At 60.9% G+C, this 17,712-nt stretch carries 18 protein-coding genes, 3 tRNA genes and 1 riboswitch; of the genes, 4 read left to right on the top strand and 17 right to left on the bottom strand.

Going from position 1 to position 17,712, the window contains the following annotated elements; translation table 11 throughout:
• Window positions 1-12 precede the first annotated feature (12 nt).
• The 12 genes from nuoG to FY112_RS23725 form a co-directional block, all read right to left on the bottom strand.
• On the bottom strand, window positions 13-2,094 hold the full coding sequence (gene nuoG / locus FY112_RS23780; protein ID WP_151519406.1) for an NADH-quinone oxidoreductase subunit NuoG: 2,082 nt from the start codon (window positions 2,092-2,094) through the stop codon (window positions 13-15).
• Window positions 2,095-2,312: 218 nt separating this feature from the next.
• On the bottom strand, window positions 2,313-3,029 hold the full coding sequence (locus tag FY112_RS23775; RefSeq protein ID WP_131644739.1) for a 5' DNA nuclease: 717 nt from the start codon (window positions 3,027-3,029) through the stop codon (window positions 2,313-2,315).
• Window positions 3,030-3,031: 2 nt separating this feature from the next.
• Window positions 3,032-4,336 (bottom strand): NADH-quinone oxidoreductase subunit NuoF, encoded by a 1,305-nt coding sequence (gene nuoF, locus FY112_RS23770; RefSeq protein WP_003558451.1) that lies wholly within the window; start codon window positions 4,334-4,336, stop codon window positions 3,032-3,034.
• A gap of 10 nt (window positions 4,337-4,346) precedes the next feature.
• On the bottom strand, window positions 4,347-5,513 hold the full coding sequence (locus FY112_RS23765; protein ID WP_131622280.1) for an NADH-quinone oxidoreductase subunit E: 1,167 nt from the start codon (window positions 5,511-5,513) through the stop codon (window positions 4,347-4,349).
• Between the two features lie 16 nt (window positions 5,514-5,529).
• The gene (locus tag FY112_RS23760) at window positions 5,530-5,802 is read right to left on the bottom strand and encodes a hypothetical protein (protein WP_151519405.1); all 273 of its coding nucleotides are present in this window, start codon (window positions 5,800-5,802) and stop codon (window positions 5,530-5,532) included.
• A complete protein-coding gene (locus FY112_RS23755) occupies window positions 5,802-6,992 on the bottom strand; it encodes an NADH-quinone oxidoreductase subunit D (protein ID WP_018069465.1) in 1,191 nt (396 codons plus the stop codon). Before FY112_RS23755 ends, FY112_RS23760 begins: the two co-directional genes overlap by 1 nt.
• Before the next feature lie 61 nt (window positions 6,993-7,053).
• Window positions 7,054-7,437, bottom strand: a complete 384-nt coding sequence (locus tag FY112_RS23750) for a four helix bundle protein (RefSeq protein WP_151519404.1) — start codon at window positions 7,435-7,437, stop codon at window positions 7,054-7,056.
• A gap of 40 nt (window positions 7,438-7,477) precedes the next feature.
• On the bottom strand, window positions 7,478-8,080 hold the full coding sequence (locus FY112_RS23745) for an NADH-quinone oxidoreductase subunit C (protein WP_094086266.1): 603 nt from the start codon (window positions 8,078-8,080) through the stop codon (window positions 7,478-7,480).
• An 18-nt stretch (window positions 8,081-8,098) separates the two neighbouring features.
• Window positions 8,099-8,683 (bottom strand): NADH-quinone oxidoreductase subunit B, encoded by a 585-nt coding sequence (locus tag FY112_RS23740; RefSeq protein ID WP_003547368.1) that lies wholly within the window; start codon window positions 8,681-8,683, stop codon window positions 8,099-8,101.
• The gene (locus FY112_RS23735) at window positions 8,674-9,039 is read right to left on the bottom strand and encodes an NADH-quinone oxidoreductase subunit A (protein WP_010055493.1); all 366 of its coding nucleotides are present in this window, start codon (window positions 9,037-9,039) and stop codon (window positions 8,674-8,676) included. The genes FY112_RS23740 and FY112_RS23735 overlap by 10 nt, the downstream gene beginning before the upstream one ends.
• A 246-nt stretch (window positions 9,040-9,285) precedes the next feature.
• A tRNA-Asp gene (locus FY112_RS23730) sits at window positions 9,286-9,362 on the bottom strand.
• Between the two features lie 84 nt (window positions 9,363-9,446).
• Window positions 9,447-9,523 (bottom strand) — tRNA-Asp (locus FY112_RS23725).
• 404 nt (window positions 9,524-9,927) lie between these two features.
• On the opposite strand from FY112_RS23725, the gene FY112_RS23720 reads away from it, so the two are divergent.
• Together FY112_RS23720 and FY112_RS23715 are read left to right on the top strand one after the other, a co-directional pair.
• Window positions 9,928-10,003, top strand: a tRNA-Val gene (locus tag FY112_RS23720).
• Between the two features lie 100 nt (window positions 10,004-10,103).
• Complete coding sequence (locus FY112_RS23715; RefSeq protein ID WP_094086267.1) at window positions 10,104-10,502, top strand: hypothetical protein; 399 nt, start codon at window positions 10,104-10,106, stop codon at window positions 10,500-10,502.
• Window positions 10,503-10,552: 50 nt separating this feature from the next.
• Here the strand turns inward: FY112_RS23715 and FY112_RS23710 are convergent, their stop codons facing one another.
• Together FY112_RS23710 and FY112_RS23705 are read right to left on the bottom strand one after the other, a co-directional pair.
• A complete protein-coding gene (locus tag FY112_RS23710) occupies window positions 10,553-11,101 on the bottom strand; it encodes a glutathione peroxidase (protein ID WP_065279569.1) in 549 nt (182 codons plus the stop codon).
• A gap of 132 nt (window positions 11,102-11,233) precedes the next feature.
• Complete coding sequence (locus FY112_RS23705; protein ID WP_027665360.1) at window positions 11,234-11,587, bottom strand: hypothetical protein; 354 nt, start codon at window positions 11,585-11,587, stop codon at window positions 11,234-11,236.
• Between the two features lie 164 nt (window positions 11,588-11,751).
• Here FY112_RS23705 and FY112_RS23700 point away from each other — a divergent pair, with 164 nt between their 5' ends.
• Window positions 11,752-12,357, top strand: a complete 606-nt coding sequence (locus FY112_RS23700; RefSeq protein ID WP_011651366.1) for a class I SAM-dependent methyltransferase — start codon at window positions 11,752-11,754, stop codon at window positions 12,355-12,357.
• 109 nt (window positions 12,358-12,466) lie between these two features.
• Here the strand turns inward: FY112_RS23700 and FY112_RS23695 are convergent, their stop codons facing one another.
• Entirely contained in the window at window positions 12,467-12,868 is a 402-nt protein-coding gene (locus FY112_RS23695; RefSeq protein WP_029872851.1) for a cupin domain-containing protein, read from the bottom strand.
• Window positions 12,869-13,104: 236 nt separating this feature from the next.
• On the opposite strand from FY112_RS23695, the gene FY112_RS23690 reads away from it, so the two are divergent.
• Complete coding sequence (locus FY112_RS23690; protein ID WP_131630118.1) at window positions 13,105-14,091, top strand: aldo/keto reductase; 987 nt, start codon at window positions 13,105-13,107, stop codon at window positions 14,089-14,091.
• 89 nt (window positions 14,092-14,180) lie between these two features.
• Here FY112_RS23690 and FY112_RS23685 read toward each other — a convergent pair whose 3' ends face one another.
• Window positions 14,181-16,391 (bottom strand): esterase-like activity of phytase family protein, encoded by a 2,211-nt coding sequence (locus tag FY112_RS23685; RefSeq protein ID WP_181018271.1) that lies wholly within the window; start codon window positions 16,389-16,391, stop codon window positions 14,181-14,183.
• An 83-nt stretch (window positions 16,392-16,474) separates the two neighbouring features.
• Complete coding sequence (locus FY112_RS23680) at window positions 16,475-17,374, bottom strand: DMT family transporter (RefSeq protein ID WP_094086268.1); 900 nt, start codon at window positions 17,372-17,374, stop codon at window positions 16,475-16,477.
• A 92-nt stretch (window positions 17,375-17,466) separates the two neighbouring features.
• Window positions 17,467-17,620, bottom strand: a riboswitch (FMN riboswitch).
• Window positions 17,621-17,712: the final 92 nt, after the last annotated feature.

Below are 17,712 nucleotides of genomic sequence, written 5' to 3'. Positions count from 1 at the left end.
AGTCCCCTGCCCTTACTCTGCCGCGACTTTGAAGTTGTTGCGGGCCAATGCCGAGCACTCCGCCATGACAGCCGAGGCACGCGCTATCGGGTTCGTCAAATAGAAGTCTTTCACCGGCGACGCAAACCCGGATTTGTTCATCTTGCCGGCTTTTTTCGCAACTGCGGCAATTTGGGCGCTATCGGTTTCAGCGATCTCGTCGATGGCGGCGAAATGCGGGAAAGCGGCATAAAGCCGGACACGCAATTCGCTGAGCGAATCGAAGGGAAGCTTCTTGCCGAGCACGTCGGAAAGGGCACGAATGATCGCCCAGTCCTCGCGAGCGTCACCCGGCGCAAAACCTGCGCGGTTGCCCATCTGCACGCGGCCTTCGGTGTTGACCCAGGTGCCGGACTTTTCGGTATAGGCTGCCGCCGGCAGGATGACGTCGGCATGATGCGCGCCGTTATCGCCATGCGAGCCGATATAGACGGTGAGCTTGGCCTTCTTGGCAGTGAAGTCGAGTTCGTCTGCACCGAGCAGGAAGAGCACGTCCATCGCCGTCAGCATCTCGGCGGCATTGACGCCCTTGGCGCCCGGCACGAAGCCGAGGTCGAGGCCGCCGACGCGCGACGCTGCGGTATGGAGGACGGCAAAACCGTTCCAGCCTTCGGCAACCGCGCCGACCGAGCCGGCGAGTTTGGCAGCACTGGCGAGAACGCCGGCGCCGTCGGTGCGCGAGAGCGCGCCCTGGCCGATGATGATCATCGGCTTGGCGGCATTCTTCAGCACATCCGCGAAGGCGTGGGTACCGTCGATCAGATCCTTCAGCGTGTCCGGACCGCCGCCGAGGTAATCATAGCTGTAGCGCAGTTCACCCGGCTCGCCGATCACGCCGATGGGGAACTTGCCTCGGCGCCAGCGCTTGCGGATGCGGGCGTTGAGGATGGCTGCTTCGAAGCGCGGATTGGCGCCGATGATCAACAGCGCGTCGGCCTGGTCGATGCCCGATATGGTCGGGTTGAAGAGATAGCTTGCACGGCCGAGCGACGGATCGAGTGCCGCCCCATCCTGGCGACAGTCGAGATTGACCGACCCCAGCGATTTCACCAGTTCGGAGAGTGCATACATTTCCTCGACGGAAGCGAGGTCGCCGGCGACAGCGCCGATCTTGTCGCCCGAGGTGGCGCCGACGGCGGCCTTGATGGCGCCGAAGGCTTCGGCCCAGGTGGCGGGCTGCAGGCGGCCGTCGCGGCGGACATAGGGCCGGTCGAGGCGCTGGGTCTTCAGGCCGTCCCAGATGAAGCGGCTCTTGTCGGAGATCCACTCCTCGTTGATCGCCTCATTGACGCGCGGCAGGATGCGCATGACCTCACGGCCGCGGGTGTCGACGCGGATCGCCGAACCGACGGCATCCATGACGTCGATCGATTCAGTCTTGTTCAATTCCCACGGGCGCGCGGTGAAGGCGAAGGGCTTCGAGGTCAGCGCGCCGACCGGGCAAAGGTCAACGACGTTGCCCTGCAGCTCGGAGGTCATCGCCTGCTCGAGATAGGTGGTGATCTCGGCATCCTCGCCGCGGCCGATCAGGCCGAGTTCGGAAATTCCGGCGACCTCGGTGGTGAAGCGGACGCAGCGCGTGCAGTGGATGCAGCGGTTCATCACCGTCTTGACGAGCGGGCCGATATACTTGTCCTCGACGGCGCGCTTGTCTTCCTGATAGCGCGAGGTGTCGATGCCGAAGGCCATCGCCTGGTCCTGCAGGTCGCATTCGCCGCCCTGGTCGCAGATCGGGCAATCGAGCGGATGGTTGATCAGCAGGAATTCCATCACGCCTTCGCGGGCCTTCTTGACCATCGGGGTGTTGGTGAAGACCTCAGGCAGTTCGCCGTTCGGGCCGCCGCGGATATCGCGCACGCTCATGGCGCAGGAAGCCTGCGGCTTCGGCGGTCCGCCCTTCACCTCGACAAGGCACATGCGGCAATTGCCGGCAACCGACAGGCGCTCATGGAAGCAGAAGCGCGGAACCTCGGCACCGGCATCCTCGCACGCCTGCAACAGCGTGTAATGATCCGGAACTTCGATCTCGTTGCCGTCAATCTTCAGTTTTGCCATCGTCGCTCAGTCCTGTTTCCCGTTTGCCTGATGACGGCAAACAAACCTATTTTTGCAGCACTCTCGTTGCCAAGCCGGATCTTTCGTCCTGCCGACATCTGATGTCGCCCAAATTCTCTGTCGCGCGTTCCAGATCCGGAACCCGCACCGGCATCCTGAGGCCCCCGCCCGTCCGCCGACCTGCCCATCTTTCCGGCCGATTGACACGGCCGGACAGTTCATTTCTTTCTACGGCCCCGTCCTGCCAGAACTTTCGCCTGGCCGGTCCAATCGTCACGGCCGATGCGGCCGTTAAAGCCGAGCTCGGCGTCGAGCCGGGCGATTTCCTCGTCGGTCCAGGCAGCGATCTCGGCGAAGCTGCGAATGCCCTTGGCGTTCAGTACCTGCTCCAGCTTCGGGCCGATGCCGGCGATCAGCTTGAGGTCGTCGGTCTTCCCCCGCGCAACCGGTTTTGCCTTCACGGCCGGCTTTGGCTCGCTGGCCTTCGCTTGGCGGGCTGGCTTCGCCTGGCTGACTGGCTTCGCTTGGCTTACTGGCGTCGGCTCGCCGACCGGCTTGACAACCGTCAGTTTCGGTCCTGCCTTCTGCGCGGCCGGTGGCTTGGTGAACGCCTTCACGACCGGGCGAATATTCTCCGGCCGGATATCGACATCGGGCTTCAGTTCGTCCGGCGGCGTGTCATCGAGGGCGGCAGCGACCTTGCTGGTGGTTTCCAGGGCACTCTGGAAGGCCCCGAAGAAGGCGCCTGCCATCTGGGTCGAGAAACCGAAGCCGATCGCCGTTGCGGCGGCAAAGGCTGCAGCTGGATGCGCCATCAGCGGATGCACCGGCATCGCCCGGGCATTTTCCAGCATCTCGGCAGCAAGACGGCCGAAACCCGCCGCGAAATCGGCGGCTTCTTCGTTTTTCCTACCCTTGGATGCATTGTCCGCCATGATTATTCAGCCGCCTCCAGAACCGCGCCGTGATCAAGCGCGCTCGCCGTATACTGGTCGATGCGCTTTTCGATCTCGGGACGGAAGTTACGGATCAGACCCTGCACCGGCCATGCGGCGGCGTCGCCGAGCGCGCAGATGGTGTGGCCTTCGATCTGCTTCGTCACCTGGAACAGCATGTCGATTTCGCGCTTCTGAGCATTGCCCTTGGCCATGCGCTCCATCACGCGCCACATCCAGCCCGTGCCTTCGCGGCAGGGCGTGCACTGGCCGCAGCTCTCATGCTTGAAGAAGGCGGAGATACGGGCGATCGCCTTGATGACGTCGGTGGACTTGTCCATGACGATCGCGGCCGCCGTACCGAAGGAAGAGCCGACGCCGCGCAGGCCGTCGAAATCCATCGGGCAATCGATGATGTCCTTGGCCGGAACGATCGGGCAGGATGCCCCGCCCGGAATGACGGCAAGCAGGTTGTCCCAGCCGCCGCGGATGCCGCCGGCATGGCGGTCGACCAGTTCGCGGAAGGTGATGCCCATTTCTTCTTCGACCGTGCACGGCTTATTGACGTGGCCGGAGAGCATGAACAGCTTGGTGCCGACATTGTTCGGACGGCCGATGGCCGAGAACCAGCCGGCGCCGCGGCGCAGGATCGTCGGCGCAACAGCGATCGATTCGACGTTATTGACCGTCGTCGGGCAGCCGTAGAGGCCCATATTGGCCGGGAACGGCGGCTTCAGACGCGGCTGGCCCTTCTTGCCTTCGAGGCTTTCAAGCAGCGCGGTTTCCTCGCCGCAAATATAGGCGCCGGCGCCGTGATGGACGAAGATGTCCATGTCCCAGCCGAGCTTGTTGTTCTTGCCGAGCAGGCCGTAATCATAGCATTCGTCGATTGCCGCCTGCAGCGCCTCGCGCTCGCGAATATATTCGCCGCGCACATAGATATAAGCCGCATTGGCACCCATCGCGAAGCTCGCGACGACGCAGCCTTCGATCAGCGTATGCGGATCGTGGCGCATGATGTCGCGGTCCTTGCAGGTGCCGGGCTCCGATTCGTCGGCGTTGACGACGAGGTAATGCGGTCGGCCGTCGCTTTCCTTCGGCATGAAGGACCATTTGAGGCCTGTCGGGAAGCCTGCGCCGCCGCGGCCGCGAAGGCCTGACGCCTTCATCTCGTTGATGATCCAGTCACGGCCCTTTTCGAGGATCTGCTTGGTGCCGTCCCAGTGGCCGCGGCTCATCGCGCCCTTCAGGGACTTGTCCTTGAGGCCGTAGATGTTGGTAAAGATGCGGTCTTTATCTTGTAACATGCTTCACCTCTTACCGCGGCTTCTTGCCGAAGACCTTGATATATTCCGCTTCCCCGCCCTTGGCGAGCGCCTTGGCCTGCTTGACCCAGTCGTCGCGCTCGATGCGACCGCGGAAATTCAGATAGCCGTCGACCCATTCGCGTTCGGCCTTCTTCCAGGACGCGACCTGCGCGAAGGTGAAGATGCCGATTTCGTTCAACGTCGCCTCGATTTTCGGTCCGACACCCGAGATCATCTTCAGATCATCCGGTGCGGCGGGCTTTTCGATGCCGGACGGACGGTTCTTGTCGGTCAGGGCAGGCCTTGCCGCCGGAGCAGCCTCAGCCTTTACGGCCGCTTTCGGCGCCGGTTCGGCGGCCGCAGTGCCTGATATCGGCTGCTGCTCGGCCGCCTTGGCGTTTTTCGCAGCTGCCTTCGGCGCCGTTGCCGGCGTCTTCAGGGCAGCATTGGTCTCTGCATCGGTGCTCTTCGGGCGGGCGGCCTCGGAGGGCGGAACCGGAGCGCGGTCGACTGGGGCCGACACGGTTTCGGCATCGGCCTTCTTGGCGCGCGTCCTTGCCTTCGGCTCTTCGGTCGTCAGCGAGGTCAGGCCGCCTTCAGGCGCCGAAAACACCCGGTCGATCTGGGTGCCGGGCTTGATGCTGGCGCCATTGCCGGCGGCAAAGACGTCGATGATCTCTTCGAGACGCGCGGGCGTCAGGTCCTCATAAGTGTCCTTGCCGATCATCACCATCGGCGCATTGACGCAGGCCCCGAGACATTCGACCTCTTCCCAGGACAGCGTGCCTTCGGCATTGCGCTCGAAGGCATGGGCATGGATCTTGCTCTTGCAGACCGACATCAGCGCTTCCGAGCCGCGCAGCATGCAGGGCGTGGTGCCGCAGACCTGGACATGGGCGCGGGTGCCGACCGGATGCAGCTGGAACTGCGTATAGAAGGTCGCGACCTCAAGCACGCGGATATAGGCCATATCAAGCATGTCGGCGATCTTTTCGATCGCCGCGCGCGTGACCCAGCCGTCCTGCTCCTGCGCCCGCATCAACAGCGGGATGACCGCCGATTGCTGGCGGCCGGCGGGGTATTTCTGGATCGTCTTGTCCGCCCAGACCGCATTCTCATCGCTGAAGGCGAATGCGGCAGGCTGGAATTGATCTTCGGCTAATCGACGAACGGACATTCTTTCTCACGCCTTGTCAGTTTAGGGTTCCACACCGCGAAGCGGTCAAAGACTGCATTTCGCAGGCATAGGCCGACTGGTCTTTTTGCATAAACACTACGAATTTGCTGCCGTTCGAAATGGCAGCCTTGATCTGATAGCCCTTGGACAAAAGCTCGCCCATGGACGATTGCTGCGCCGGCGGCGTCTCTTCCTTGTGGCCCAGCGGCGTGCCGAGGCTATCGGACTCCTGAGCCGAAACCCCGGATGCCGAAAGAAGGATTGCGACGGCCAGCGGCAGAAGCTGCATCAGCGGTCCACCTCGCCGAAGACGATGTCGAGCGAGCCGAGGACGGCCGCGACGTCGGCAAGCTGATGGCCGCGGCACATGAAGTCCATCGCCTGCAGATGGGCATAACCGGGGGCGCGGATCTTGCAGCGATAGGGCCTATTGGTGCCGTCGGAGACGAGATAGACGCCGAATTCGCCTTTCGGCGCCTCGACGGCGGCGTAAACCTCGCCGGCCGGCACATGGTAGCCTTCGGTATAGAGTTTGAAGTGGTGGATCAGCGCTTCCATCGAGCGCTTCATCTCGCCGCGCTTCGGCGGCACGACCTTGCCGTCGATCGACGAGAAAGGACCGGTCTTGGCATCAGAGAGCAGACGGTTGACGCATTGCTTCATGATACGGACCGATTCGCGCATCTCGATCATACGGATCAGATAACGGTCGTAGTTGTCGCCATTCTTGCCGATCGGGATGTCGAATTCGAGATCGGAATAACATTCATAGGGCTGGGCGCGACGCAGATCCCAGGCCGCACCCGAACCACGCACCATGACGCCGGAAAAGCCCCAGGCCCAGCATTCCTCCAGCGAGACGACGCCGATATCGACGTTGCGCTGCTTGAAGATGCGGTTGCCGGTCAACAGGTTGTCGATGTCGTCGAGCGCCTTCAGGAACGGATCGCACCAGGCGCCGATATCCTGCACGAGCTGTTCGGGCAGATCCTGGTGGACGCCGCCCGGACGGATATAAGCGGCATGCATGCGCGAGCCGCTGGCGCGCTCGTAGAACACCATCAGCTTTTCACGCTCTTCGAAGCCCCAGAGCGGCGGCGTCAGCGCGCCAACGTCCATGGCCTGCGTCGTGACGTTCAGGAGGTGCGAAAGGATGCGGCCGATTTCCGAATAGAGAACGCGGATCAGCTGGCCACGAATCGGGATCTCGATGCCGAGCAGCTTTTCGACGGCCATCGCATAGGCATGCTCCTGGTTCATCGGCGCGACGTAGTCGAGGCGATCGAAATAGGGCACGGCCTGAAGATAGGTCTTGGTCTCGATCAGCTTCTCGGTGCCGCGATGCAAAAGGCCGATATGCGGATCGACCCGCTCCACAATTTCGCCGTCAAGCTCCAGGACAAGACGAAGAACGCCGTGCGCCGCCGGATGCTGTGGTCCGAAGTTGATGTTGAAGTTGCGGACGTTATGTTCGGTCATGGCGATCAACTCGCTTAGAGTGAGTAGTGGCTAGTGAGTAGTGATTAGTTTCGACCGTTCACTATTCATCAGCTTTCCGGTGCTGAACGCTTCGAATAAGCGATCCCAGCATCTTTCCAATTTCGTCGCATCGGTCGAGCAATTCGTCCAAGGCCGAGGCTTGAAGAAAGCCAATTCGTCCGGCGATGATCAAATGCGTCTCCAATTCTTTCAACGAGCCCTGAGCGATCTTGAGAAATTGGGCGAACGAGCCTCGATTTTCTCTTCCATAGCCCTTCGCGATATTCGCGGCCACGGAAGCAGAAGATCGTCTAATCTGGCTGGTCAACCCATAAATCTCTTCCCGCGGGAAGGTTCTCGTCACCTCATAACAAACAACAGACAGCTCGATAGCAAATTGCCAGACTTTCAAGTCACGGTAGGAAGTGATTTTCCCGTTCGTCACCCGGATATCTGCCCGCTACTCACTACCGACTATTCACTACTCACTGCTTCGCCTTTTCATCCCCAGGCAGCACATACTCCGTGCCTTCCCAAGGCGACATAAAGTCGAAGTTGCGGAATTCCTGCTTCAGCTCGACCGGCTCGTAAACGACGCGCTTTGCCGCGTCGTCGTAGCGAACCTCGACGAAACCAGTGGTCGGGAAATCCTTGCGCAGCGGATGGCCTTCGAAGCCGTAGTCGGTCAGGATGCGGCGCAGATCCGGATGGCCGGTGAAGAGCACGCCGTACATGTCCCAGGTCTCGCGCTCGAACCAGTCGGCGCCGGGATAGACCGGGCAGGCGGACGGAACCGGCGTATCTTCATCCGTTGCGACCTTGATGCGGATGCGCAGGTTCTTCTTCGGCGACAGCAGGTGGTAGACGACGTCGAAACGCAGCTCGCGCTGCGGCCAGTCGACCCCGCAAATATCGATCAGGTTGACGAAACCGCATTTGGAGTCGTCGCGCAGGAAAGTCAGAAGCGCGACCAGGTTTTCGCCGGTCGTCGTCAGCGTCAGCTCGCCATACTTCATCTGCGATGCGGCGATCAGGTTGCCGCGCGCTTCGCCAAGGTAGGACGCAAGCTCAGTCAGGGCTTCACTCATATGCCTTGTCCTTAACCCTTAGCGTTCGATCGTGCCGGTACGCCGGATCTTCTTCTGCAGCAGAAGCACGCCGTAAAGCAGCGCCTCTGCCGTGGGGGGACAGCCCGGCACGTAGATGTCGATCGGCACGATGCGGTCACAGCCGCGCACCACCGAATAGGAATAGTGATAATAGCCGCCACCATTGGCGCAGGAGCCCATCGAGATGACATAACGCGGCTCGGGCATCTGGTCATAGACCTTGCGCAGCGCCGGCGCCATCTTGTTGGTCAGCGTGCCGGCGACGATCATCACGTCGGACTGGCGCGGCGAAGCGCGCGGTGCAAAACCGAAGCGCTCGACATCGTAGCGCGGCATCGACAGCTGCATCATTTCGACGGCGCAGCAGGCAAGACCGAAGGTCATCCACATCAGCGAGCCCGTGCGGGCCCAGTTGATCAGCTCATCGGTCGAGGTGACGAGAAAACCCTTGTCGGCGAGCTCGTTATTGATCTCACCGAAAAATGGGTCGTTGCTGCCGATCGGCTTGCCGGTCGAGGGATCGATGATCCCCTTCGGCTGCTGTGCGACGAGCGGCTGATTGCTCACAGGGGCTACTCCCATTCCAGGGCTCCCTTCTTCCATTCATAGATAAAGCCGATGGTCAGCACGAGAAGGAAGACCATCATGGACCAGAAGCCGAACCAGCCAATGGCGCCGAAGGAGACGGCCCAGGGGAAGAGGAAGGCGACTTCGAGGTCGAAGATGATGAAGAGGATCGACACGAGGTAGAAGCGGATGTCGAACTTCATGCGGGCGTCGTCGAAAGCGTTGAAGCCGCATTCGTAAGCCGAGAGCTTTTCCGAATCGGGCGCTTTGAAAGCCACGGCGAACGGCGCAATGAGCAGCGCCAGGCCGATAACGAGCGCAATAGCAATGAAGATAGCGATCGGAATATAAGAACTGAGCAGTTCAGTCATCATGTTCATCCCTGCTTGCCGGTGACGCCAGGCGGCGCATTTGGGCAAATGCCCGGCAAGCGAACGTGCGTTGCAACAAGCCGTGGTTAGCGCAGCCGAGGCCCCGGCGCAAGACTTTTACAGAGGCAATTCGACGCGTGTCGCGCGGACATTATCAAGCAGATGCAACGATGTCGCGACAAATCCGTGCAAGCCGTTTGAACCTGCATGCCTGACCACTGGAAACTGCATAGCTTTCGGAAGAAATGGCGCGAGTGACGGGGCTCGAACCCGCGACCTCCGGCGTGACAGGCCGGCACTCTAACCGACTGAGCTACACCCGCGCATTGATCGGCCATTTTGCGGCCGCGAGGATAAAGAGAACCGGACAAACGACAAATCGCATTTGCGTTTTACAAGACTTGAAATGGCGCGAGTGACGGGGCTCGAACCCGCGACCTCCGGCGTGACAGGCCGGCACTCTAACCAACTGAGCTACACCCGCAATTCATTTCAAGCAGTCCGGATGCCTTCGCACCCTCTCCAAAACGGCTGCCCGTTTCGATGAGCGGCTAACTACGGGGTTCGCCTTTTAGTGTCAAGCAGGTTTGGAGACAAAACCATGACAGTCCGCGAATTGTTTCGGTGGGTCGGGTGCCAGACGAACAAAAGCCGGCACTTCCGTCTTCCGCGGCGGTGCTCAGGTGCCGACACAGTGCCTTCGAAACGGACATGCCCGCCGCCCGCCCCTCACTTTTTTACACCCGCGCCGGGCCTGAGCGGCATTGCCAGACACGGGACCACCACCAAAAAAATCAAAAAATCTTCACAAACACTCTTGCGGTTTTGCCGCGATCCGCATAGATCACGGCCACCAACGCGACAGGCCGATCCGGCTTCGTTTGCGATGGGCGATTAGCTCAGTTGGTAGAGCGCCTCGTTTACACCGAGGATGTCGGCGGTTCGAGTCCGTCATCGCCCACCATTTCCAAACATTCCTGCTGCTTGTTCATCAGATTAGGCTTCCGAATTAGCTCGCTAATCCGGCCAGTATCTGCGCAAGGTGTTTTGTCAGGAGACACCTCATGAAAACCGTTGCCTTCATCTCTACGCTGCTTCTCGCAGGCGTGGCTGCGCCGCCGTGCATTGCCAAAGAGCCGGCACTCGAGGTTTTCCTGTCTGCCGGGGACCAGACGATGACGACCTCGGGGGAAACCCCGGCGCGTGAAGCCAGGACCTATCTCCTGAGAATGCCGTCAGATCTGCCGATTAATTTTTCGGTCGATGCAGACAATTCAGCCTGCAGCCTGGAAATCAAGAAAACCAGCCAGCGCGGCGTCTTAAGCACAATCAGCCGATTCCCCGCATCTTTCAAAGACAGCGGTCAAAGCGGCGATGAATATACGTTTTCGTTTTTCCAAAACCGCGTTTCATTTATGAGCGGCGCCCGATGCGCCTTCTCATTTTCTCTAACGCAGATGTGACCATGTGTTTGGGGTGATGGGCATGCCTTGCCGCGCGCATACCCTCCAATTCATGCCTTCGCCAATTCCTTCTCCACCGCCGAAACCAGCCGCGAATCGTCGGCCGTCACATCGGGCGCGAATCGGGCAACGACTTTGCCGTCGCGGCCGATCAGGAATTTTTCGAAATTCCAGAGGATATCGTCCTCATCGCCGCCTGTCATGCCATGGGATTTCAGGCGTTCGCGCATTGGTCCGTCACCCGTCGTCGCGACACCCGACTTGGTCAGCTGCCGGTAAAGCGGGTGCTGGGCCTCGCCCTTGACCGAGATCTTCGAGAAGATCGGGAAGGTGACGTCGTAGGTGCTGGTGCAGAAATCGAGGATCTCGGCGTCGGTGCCGGGCTCCTGGCCCTTGAAGTCGTTGGCGGGAAAGGCGGCGATGACGAAGCCGCGCTCGCGCTTTTCCCCATAGAGCTTTTCCAGCCCGTCATACTGCGGGGTTAGCCCGCATTTCGAGGCGACGTTAACGATCAGAATCACCCTGCCCTTGTATTCGTTGAGCGTCATTTGACGACCATCCACAGTCTTGACCGGGATATCCAGTACATTACCCGTCACGGGAACCTCCAATTTTGTAAGGATATGTTTCGCCAAGCTTAGCGATATCGCCGCTGTTGTCATCAGCGTCGGGATCAACTTGGCTTCCACAGGACGCCGGTGCGGCTTCCGGCCGCACCGGGCCTCAGCACCTCAGGCGGGAGACGTTTCCTTCACGTCGTCGAGCAGGAAGTGCACGACGAGATAATCCGTCTTGTAATGGCGGCCACTGTCCGACACAGAATCGACGCTACCGCCGTCCTTCGGATGCCAGGGATGATAGTGGGGGTTGGTGGTGATCAGCGTAATGGCCTTGCCATCTCTTTCGCCAAGCCGGAAGCGCATCTCGGCGAGCGGCCAGATCCGCTCGTAATCCTGCATGGTGATTCGCGCCTTCAGCGCCTTGCGCTGCAGCGGCGCTTCGCCGGCCTCGGCTGGTGTTTCCAACACCACCTCCTCAGCTCCGCTGATGATGGCGTTGAATTCTTCAGGCCACATGCGTCTCATGAAATCGCTCCTCCCGAGGCTTTTTCGTCAGTTCACAGATGGAACTTAGCGGTTTGTTCGAAAGAAGCAAATTCCTGTCATGCGGTTGTCATCGGTGCCGGCTGCTCCTACCTTCCCGTCAAACCGCATCAGGGCCGTCAGTCGCCCGCAATCCCGAGATCAAGATGAAGACACGTGAAGAAAGGCAGGCGCTCCGGGCGAGCATGCCGCGCACCCCGCTCAGCGCCCATCATATGGAAAACGCCCGGCTGCTGCCGGATCGGGGCGAGCTGCTCTACCGGATTCCGAACGGCGGCATCGGCGTCGAGGTGGGAGCGGCCTTTGGCGAATATACGGCGGAGATCCTGGAAAAGAACCGACCGGCACAGCTCTATCTCATCGATCCCTGGTCGATGGATCGCTACAGTTCCGGGCTCGACTCGATCCACACGAATTTCGCGGCCGAGATCGAGGCCGGCCGGCTGCACCTGATGCAGGGCACATCGCTCGAGAAGCTTGCCGAATTCGAGGACGATTTCCTCGACTGGGCCTATATCGATACCGATCATTCCTTCGAGCTCACCTGGCAGGAACTCCTGCTCTGCGAAAAAAAGGTGAAGCGGACGGGGCGTATTGCCGGGCATGATTTCTGCACCGGCAATACGGTCAAGCCGATCGTCTACGGCGTCGTCGAGGCGGTTACCAAATTCTGCAAGGATTACGGCTGGCAATTCGAGTTCCTGACGGTCGAATCACACGCGCATTTTTCCTATTGCCTGAAGCGGCTCTGATCAGTCTAAAGCGCGGCGCGATCTTTCAGATTCGCTTCACGCGCTTTAGGTCTTTGGTTTCGCGCATGTCTTTACCGCAAAACCGCTGCACACTTTTGCGTGACATGCTTTACGCTTGGCCGGAATATTGCTCGTCGCTGACCTTTTCCATCCAGTCGACGTGATTGCCGTCCAGCGCCTCATGAATGGCGATGTGCGTCATCGCCGTATCCGGGGCAGCACCGTGCCAATGTTTTTCGCCCGGCGCGAACCAGACGGTATCGCCGGCACGGATCTCGCGGATGTCCCCACCCCAACTCTGAGCGAGGCCCTTGCCTGATGTCACGATCAGAGTCTGGCCGAGCGGATGCGTATGCCAGGCGGTGCGGGCACCGGGTTCGAAGGTGACGGAGACCGCCCTCGCCCGTGCCGGCGCCGGTGTTTCCATCAGCGGATCCTGGCGAACGGCGCCGGTGAAATAGTCGGCCGGTGGCTTTGTCGAGGGGCGAGAGCCGACGGGTTTGATCTCCATGATCTTTCCTTTTCCATCCATACGGTTGAAGCCTTGTAGCAGAACGATATTTCATCGGGGCGACCAATCAAAGCCGGATCGACAATTGCCGCAAAGTCACACGGCTGATAGTGCCAGTGTCTTTCATCAGCGCGTCGCATCTTGCTTGAATCATGCGACGCGCTTTGGCTCTTTGTTTTTATGCATGCCGTTGTTCCCGTACACGTCCGGGCGACATGCAGTAGGGAGGATTTTTCATGAAACACCATGCTTTCGGCCGGATGCCCTTCACCGTCACCAATGTCGGCTTCGGCGCCTGGCAGATCGGCGGCTCCTGGGGCGATATCAGCGAGGCCGACGGACGCGCGGCGCTGAATGCCGCACTCGATGCCGGCATGACATTCATCGATACGGCCGATGTCTATGGCGACGGCCGCTCGGAAAAGATCATCGCCGACGTGCTGAAGACGCGCGGCGGCGCCCGCCCGATGGTCGCCACCAAGGCGGGGCGCCGCCTCAACCCGCATGTCGCCGAAGGCTACACAAAGGCTAATCTCGAAGGCTTTATCGACCGCAGCCTGACGAATCTTGCCGTCGACAGCCTCGACCTCGTGCAGCTCCACTGCCCGCCGCGCGACGCGCTTTACCAGCCTGAGATCTTCGAGAGCCTGAACGCGCTGCAGAAGGCCGGCAAGATCAAGGGTTACGGCGTCAGCGTCGAAAAGGTCGAAGACGGGCTGAAGGCGATCGAATATCCCGGCGTCGTCAGCATCCAGATCATCTACAACATCTTCCGCCAGCGCCCCGACCACCTCTTCTTCCAGGAAGCGCGCCGCAGGAATGTGGCGATCATCGCCCGTGTGCCGCTCGCCAGCGGTCTTCTCTCCGGCAAGATCACCCGGGACACACATTTTGCCAGCGACGACCACCGCAATTTCAACCGCAACGGCGAGGCCTTCGATGTCGGCGAGACCTTTGCCGGCGTTCCCTTCGAGGTCGGCCTGCAGGCGGTGGAAGAGGTGCGCAAGCTGGTGCCCGAGGGCACGACGATGGCTGCCTTCGCGCTCCGCTGGATTCTGATGAGCGACGCTGTCACCGTCGTCATCCCCGGCGCCCGCAATGCCGAGCAGGCCAGGGCCAACGCGGCTGCCGCCGACCTTGCGCCGCTGTCAGCCGATGTCATGGCGGCAACGCGCGAGATCTATGAGCGGCTGATCGCGCCGCATGTGCACCAGCGCTGGTAGGCCATCGATATTCTAAAATGCAAATGGCCGAAAGGCAAAATGGCCGGGTTGTCGCCCGGCCATTTTTCTGTCGTGTAACTATCAGAAGCTCAGTTCGTGGCGGTCAGGTCGACCGGGAAGAACAGGGTCTCGCCGGAGGAGTCGCTGACGCCGTCATTGTCGGTGACCGCGTAGGGCTTGCCCGACGCGTCGAAAGTGAAGCCTTCGAGCTTGTCCAGCACATAGCCGTTGGTGGCAGACTTCAGCTCACCGAGGAAGTCATGGGCTTGGGTCTTCTTGACGACCGGCAGCTCGCCGCCGAGCTTGGCGGGCTTCAGCTCCGATATCGCCACCTTGTAAAGCTTCTTCAGCCTGGCGGCATCGCCGACGAGGTTGTCGCGCTCGATGATGTAGACACTGTCGCCCTGTGCCGAGATCTCGGACAGGCCGACCCAGCCGCTTTCCGTCTTGTCGAGCGGATAGCGAACGGCACCCCATTCCTTCTTCTTCGGATTGTAGGAGACGAGCTTGACGAAGCCCTTCTCGTCGTCGCTCCACTCACGCTGGACCGCCATCCAGAGCGTGGTGTCGTCGCCGGTGCCGACAATGGTCACGCCTTCGAAGCCGTAGCGGATTTCGTTGGCGACGAGCTCCTTCGGCAGGGCGATCTCGGCCTTGATGTCGCCCTTGGCGTTGACGTTGTAGAGTGCGTGCGGGACGAGACGCTCGCTGTAGCCTTCCGAGGCGAGCCAGAAGGAGCCGTCGGCGGCAGCCGCGATGCCTTCGATGTCGAGCTTCTGGGCCGGGGCGCCGTCACGCTTGACGACGAGGGCGTCGGTGATGACGGCCGGCTTCTTGCTGGCGTCGATCGTATAGATGGTCGGCTGCGAACCGAGAACACTGTCGCTGACGGCATAGAGCATGCCCGGCTTGCCGGGAACCGCGGCGAGACCCGAAAGGGCTGCGAAGCCGATCGGGTTGCCGTCCTTTTCAGCGGAGACGATCTGCGGATAGGCCTTCTCGCCTTCCGAGCGCTCGTAGATCATCACATGCGAGCGCGTGCCGCCGTCCTTGCCGAGATCGACCTCGTTGGCGGTCGCAAAGAGATTGCGGGCGGGAATGGCGATCGCGCCTTCCGGCGAAATGCCTGATGGCAGCAGCTGGACGAGTTCGGGATCAGCGCCGGTATCCTTATAGACGCCGACCACCGAGGCGCGCTCTGCGAGCAGGAAGAAATACTTGATGTCGCCGAACTTGGCGGCTTCGAGGCCTTCCGGCTCGACGCCCTTCGATCCCGAGCGGCTTTCCGGATAGTGGCCGATATGGGCGACGGCGCGTTCGAAGGAGGCGCCCGATTCGTAGAGAAGCTTGCCCGTCTTGTCGAAGATGGTGAAGCCGCGCGAGCCGCCCTGGTAGTCGCCTTCATTGGCGACGACGAGGCGGTTGTCGTCCAGCCACTTCACGGCGTCGGGCTCGCGCAGCACGCCTTTGGCTTCGCCTGAGAATTTCAGGGCACCGTCACGCTTGGTGTCAATACCGGTGAGATCGACGCTGCCGGCGGAGAAATGCGTCTTCACTTCAGCCGTGTTGGCGTCGATGATGACGATCTCGTTGTTTTCCTGCAGCGTCAGGGCAATCTCGTTCAGGCTGTTGAAGGCGACGAATTCCGGCTCCGGATCCTCCGGGGCGACGCCGGTAAGCCCGGTCAGCGCCACGTGCTTGATGGTGCCGCAATCGACGGTGCCGTTCTTGACCTGGAAGACGACGAGGTCGCCGGCCGGCATCTGCGGGATCTTGCCGTCATTGACGTCTTCGTCGCGCTCGTTTTCGATCGCTATGGCGCCGAGCGTTTTGTCCTTGTTGAGGGCGATCGAATCCGGCTGACCGTCGAGATCGCACGTGCTTTCGATCTTCTTGCTCGCCACGTCGACGATCGCCAGACGGCCCGAGGGCTTCGCCTTGCTTTCGGAGGTGTTGACGGCAACGAGCGCCTTGCCGGCGCTCGAGGTGACCGAAGTCGGCTCGCCGTCCATCATCAGCGCGCCGCCGGCCTTCGGGGCCTTGGCATCTGTAATGTCGATAAAGCCGATCGCGCCAAGCGGGCTGTCACTATAGATCAGCGTGTTGCCGTCGTCGGTCGCGGTGATGATTTCGGCGGAGCTCACCGAAAGCTTGTCCTTATCAACAGGCAGGTTCTCTGCGACCGGGAAGGACGCGATGCGGTTGAAAACCGGCTCGGCCGCGGCCGGAAAGGCAACGGATGTAAGAAGCACGGCAGCAAGAGCTGCCTTGCGCGATGAAATGGTCATGAAATCCCCCATGTGTCGAACATTCGAAACAGGAGTTTTCTGCGGGAGCGGCATGACAGAGGCATGACAGATGCGGCATTTTGCGTCAGATCATGTCAGGCTGGTTTGCGCTCCCTGCGCATCTCGTTTCGCATGATGAACAGCGAAGCAGACAGGATGAGAGCCGCTCCCACCCAGAGGTAACCCGCCGGCGCATAGCCAAAGAACAGCCAACCGGCCAGCACGTTCAACGGCAGCTTCAGATCGTCGAACGGCTGGACGTAGGCGGCATCCGCTGCAGCATAGGCGAGCGTCAGGAAATACTGCGCTACGGCAGTCAGCAGCCCCGCCAGCAGGAACAGGGCAAGGGTTGCGCCTGTCGGCACTGCAAAGCCCGCCGCAAGCGCCAACCCGCCATTTATCGGCGTCAGCAGAACGAGCAGCCAGACGGTGATCGTCTCCGGCCGTTCGATGCCCGTCAGGCTCTTGGTGATCAGCGACGAGGCGCCCCACAGCAGCGCCGAAAGCACCGGCAAGAGAGCCGCCCAGCCAAAACCATCAGACCATGGCTGCAGAATGATCATCGCTCCGGTGAAGCCGGCCGCCGTAGCTGCCCAGCGGGCCGGGCCGACGCGCTCACCCAGAAAAAGGCGGGCACCCAGAATGATGAAGAAGGGCGAGGTCATCACCAGTGCGATCGCCTGCCAGATCGGCACTACGGACAGGCCGGCGACCCAGGCCTCGACGCCGAGCGCGGCAAGCGCGACGCGCGCGAGGTGGCGCCAGGGATAGCGCGTGCGCATTGCTGCGAGACCGAGCCTCTTCAGGAGCGGCAGCGAAAACAGGAAGGCGAAGCCATATTGCCAAAACGCTGCCGACGCCGAGGGAAAGCCTAGCTTCATCGTCAGCCATTGGGTGACGACGTTTAGAAGCGAAAAGGCAATGCCGGCAAGCACCATCCAGAGGGCGCCGACAAGGGCGCGGGATGGCTCGACTGCAAGGGAAGTCTGATTCATGTCTTTCATCCATAAAAGGGACCAACATAAATCAGGACGCATGAACTCCGACCAAGCGGCGCAGGGCAACCCCTGCCCTTCGCACGGCCGACGCTCATTCTCTTCCATCCGGACTTTAACCGTCGGCTCCGGAATCGCACCGGATCTGCTGACCCCTCCCCCGCTTGGCACGAGGAAAGGCGCTCGCGGGCTCGAGCCGAAACCCTTACCGCCGGTAGGGAGTTTCACCCCGCCCTGAGAACAGAAACGTCGTAGATCAAAGCCCGCGCGGCGGCAAGAGTGCTCTAGATCCTGATGATTTTAGGCCGGATCGGCCTAAAATCTGAATCCGAATCTAA

The organism is Rhizobium sp. PEPV16 (genome assembly GCF_008919455.1).
Classification (GTDB): Bacteria; Pseudomonadota; Alphaproteobacteria; order Rhizobiales; family Rhizobiaceae; genus Rhizobium; species Rhizobium leguminosarum_Q.
This window is presented reverse-complemented; position numbering and strand designations above follow the sequence as displayed.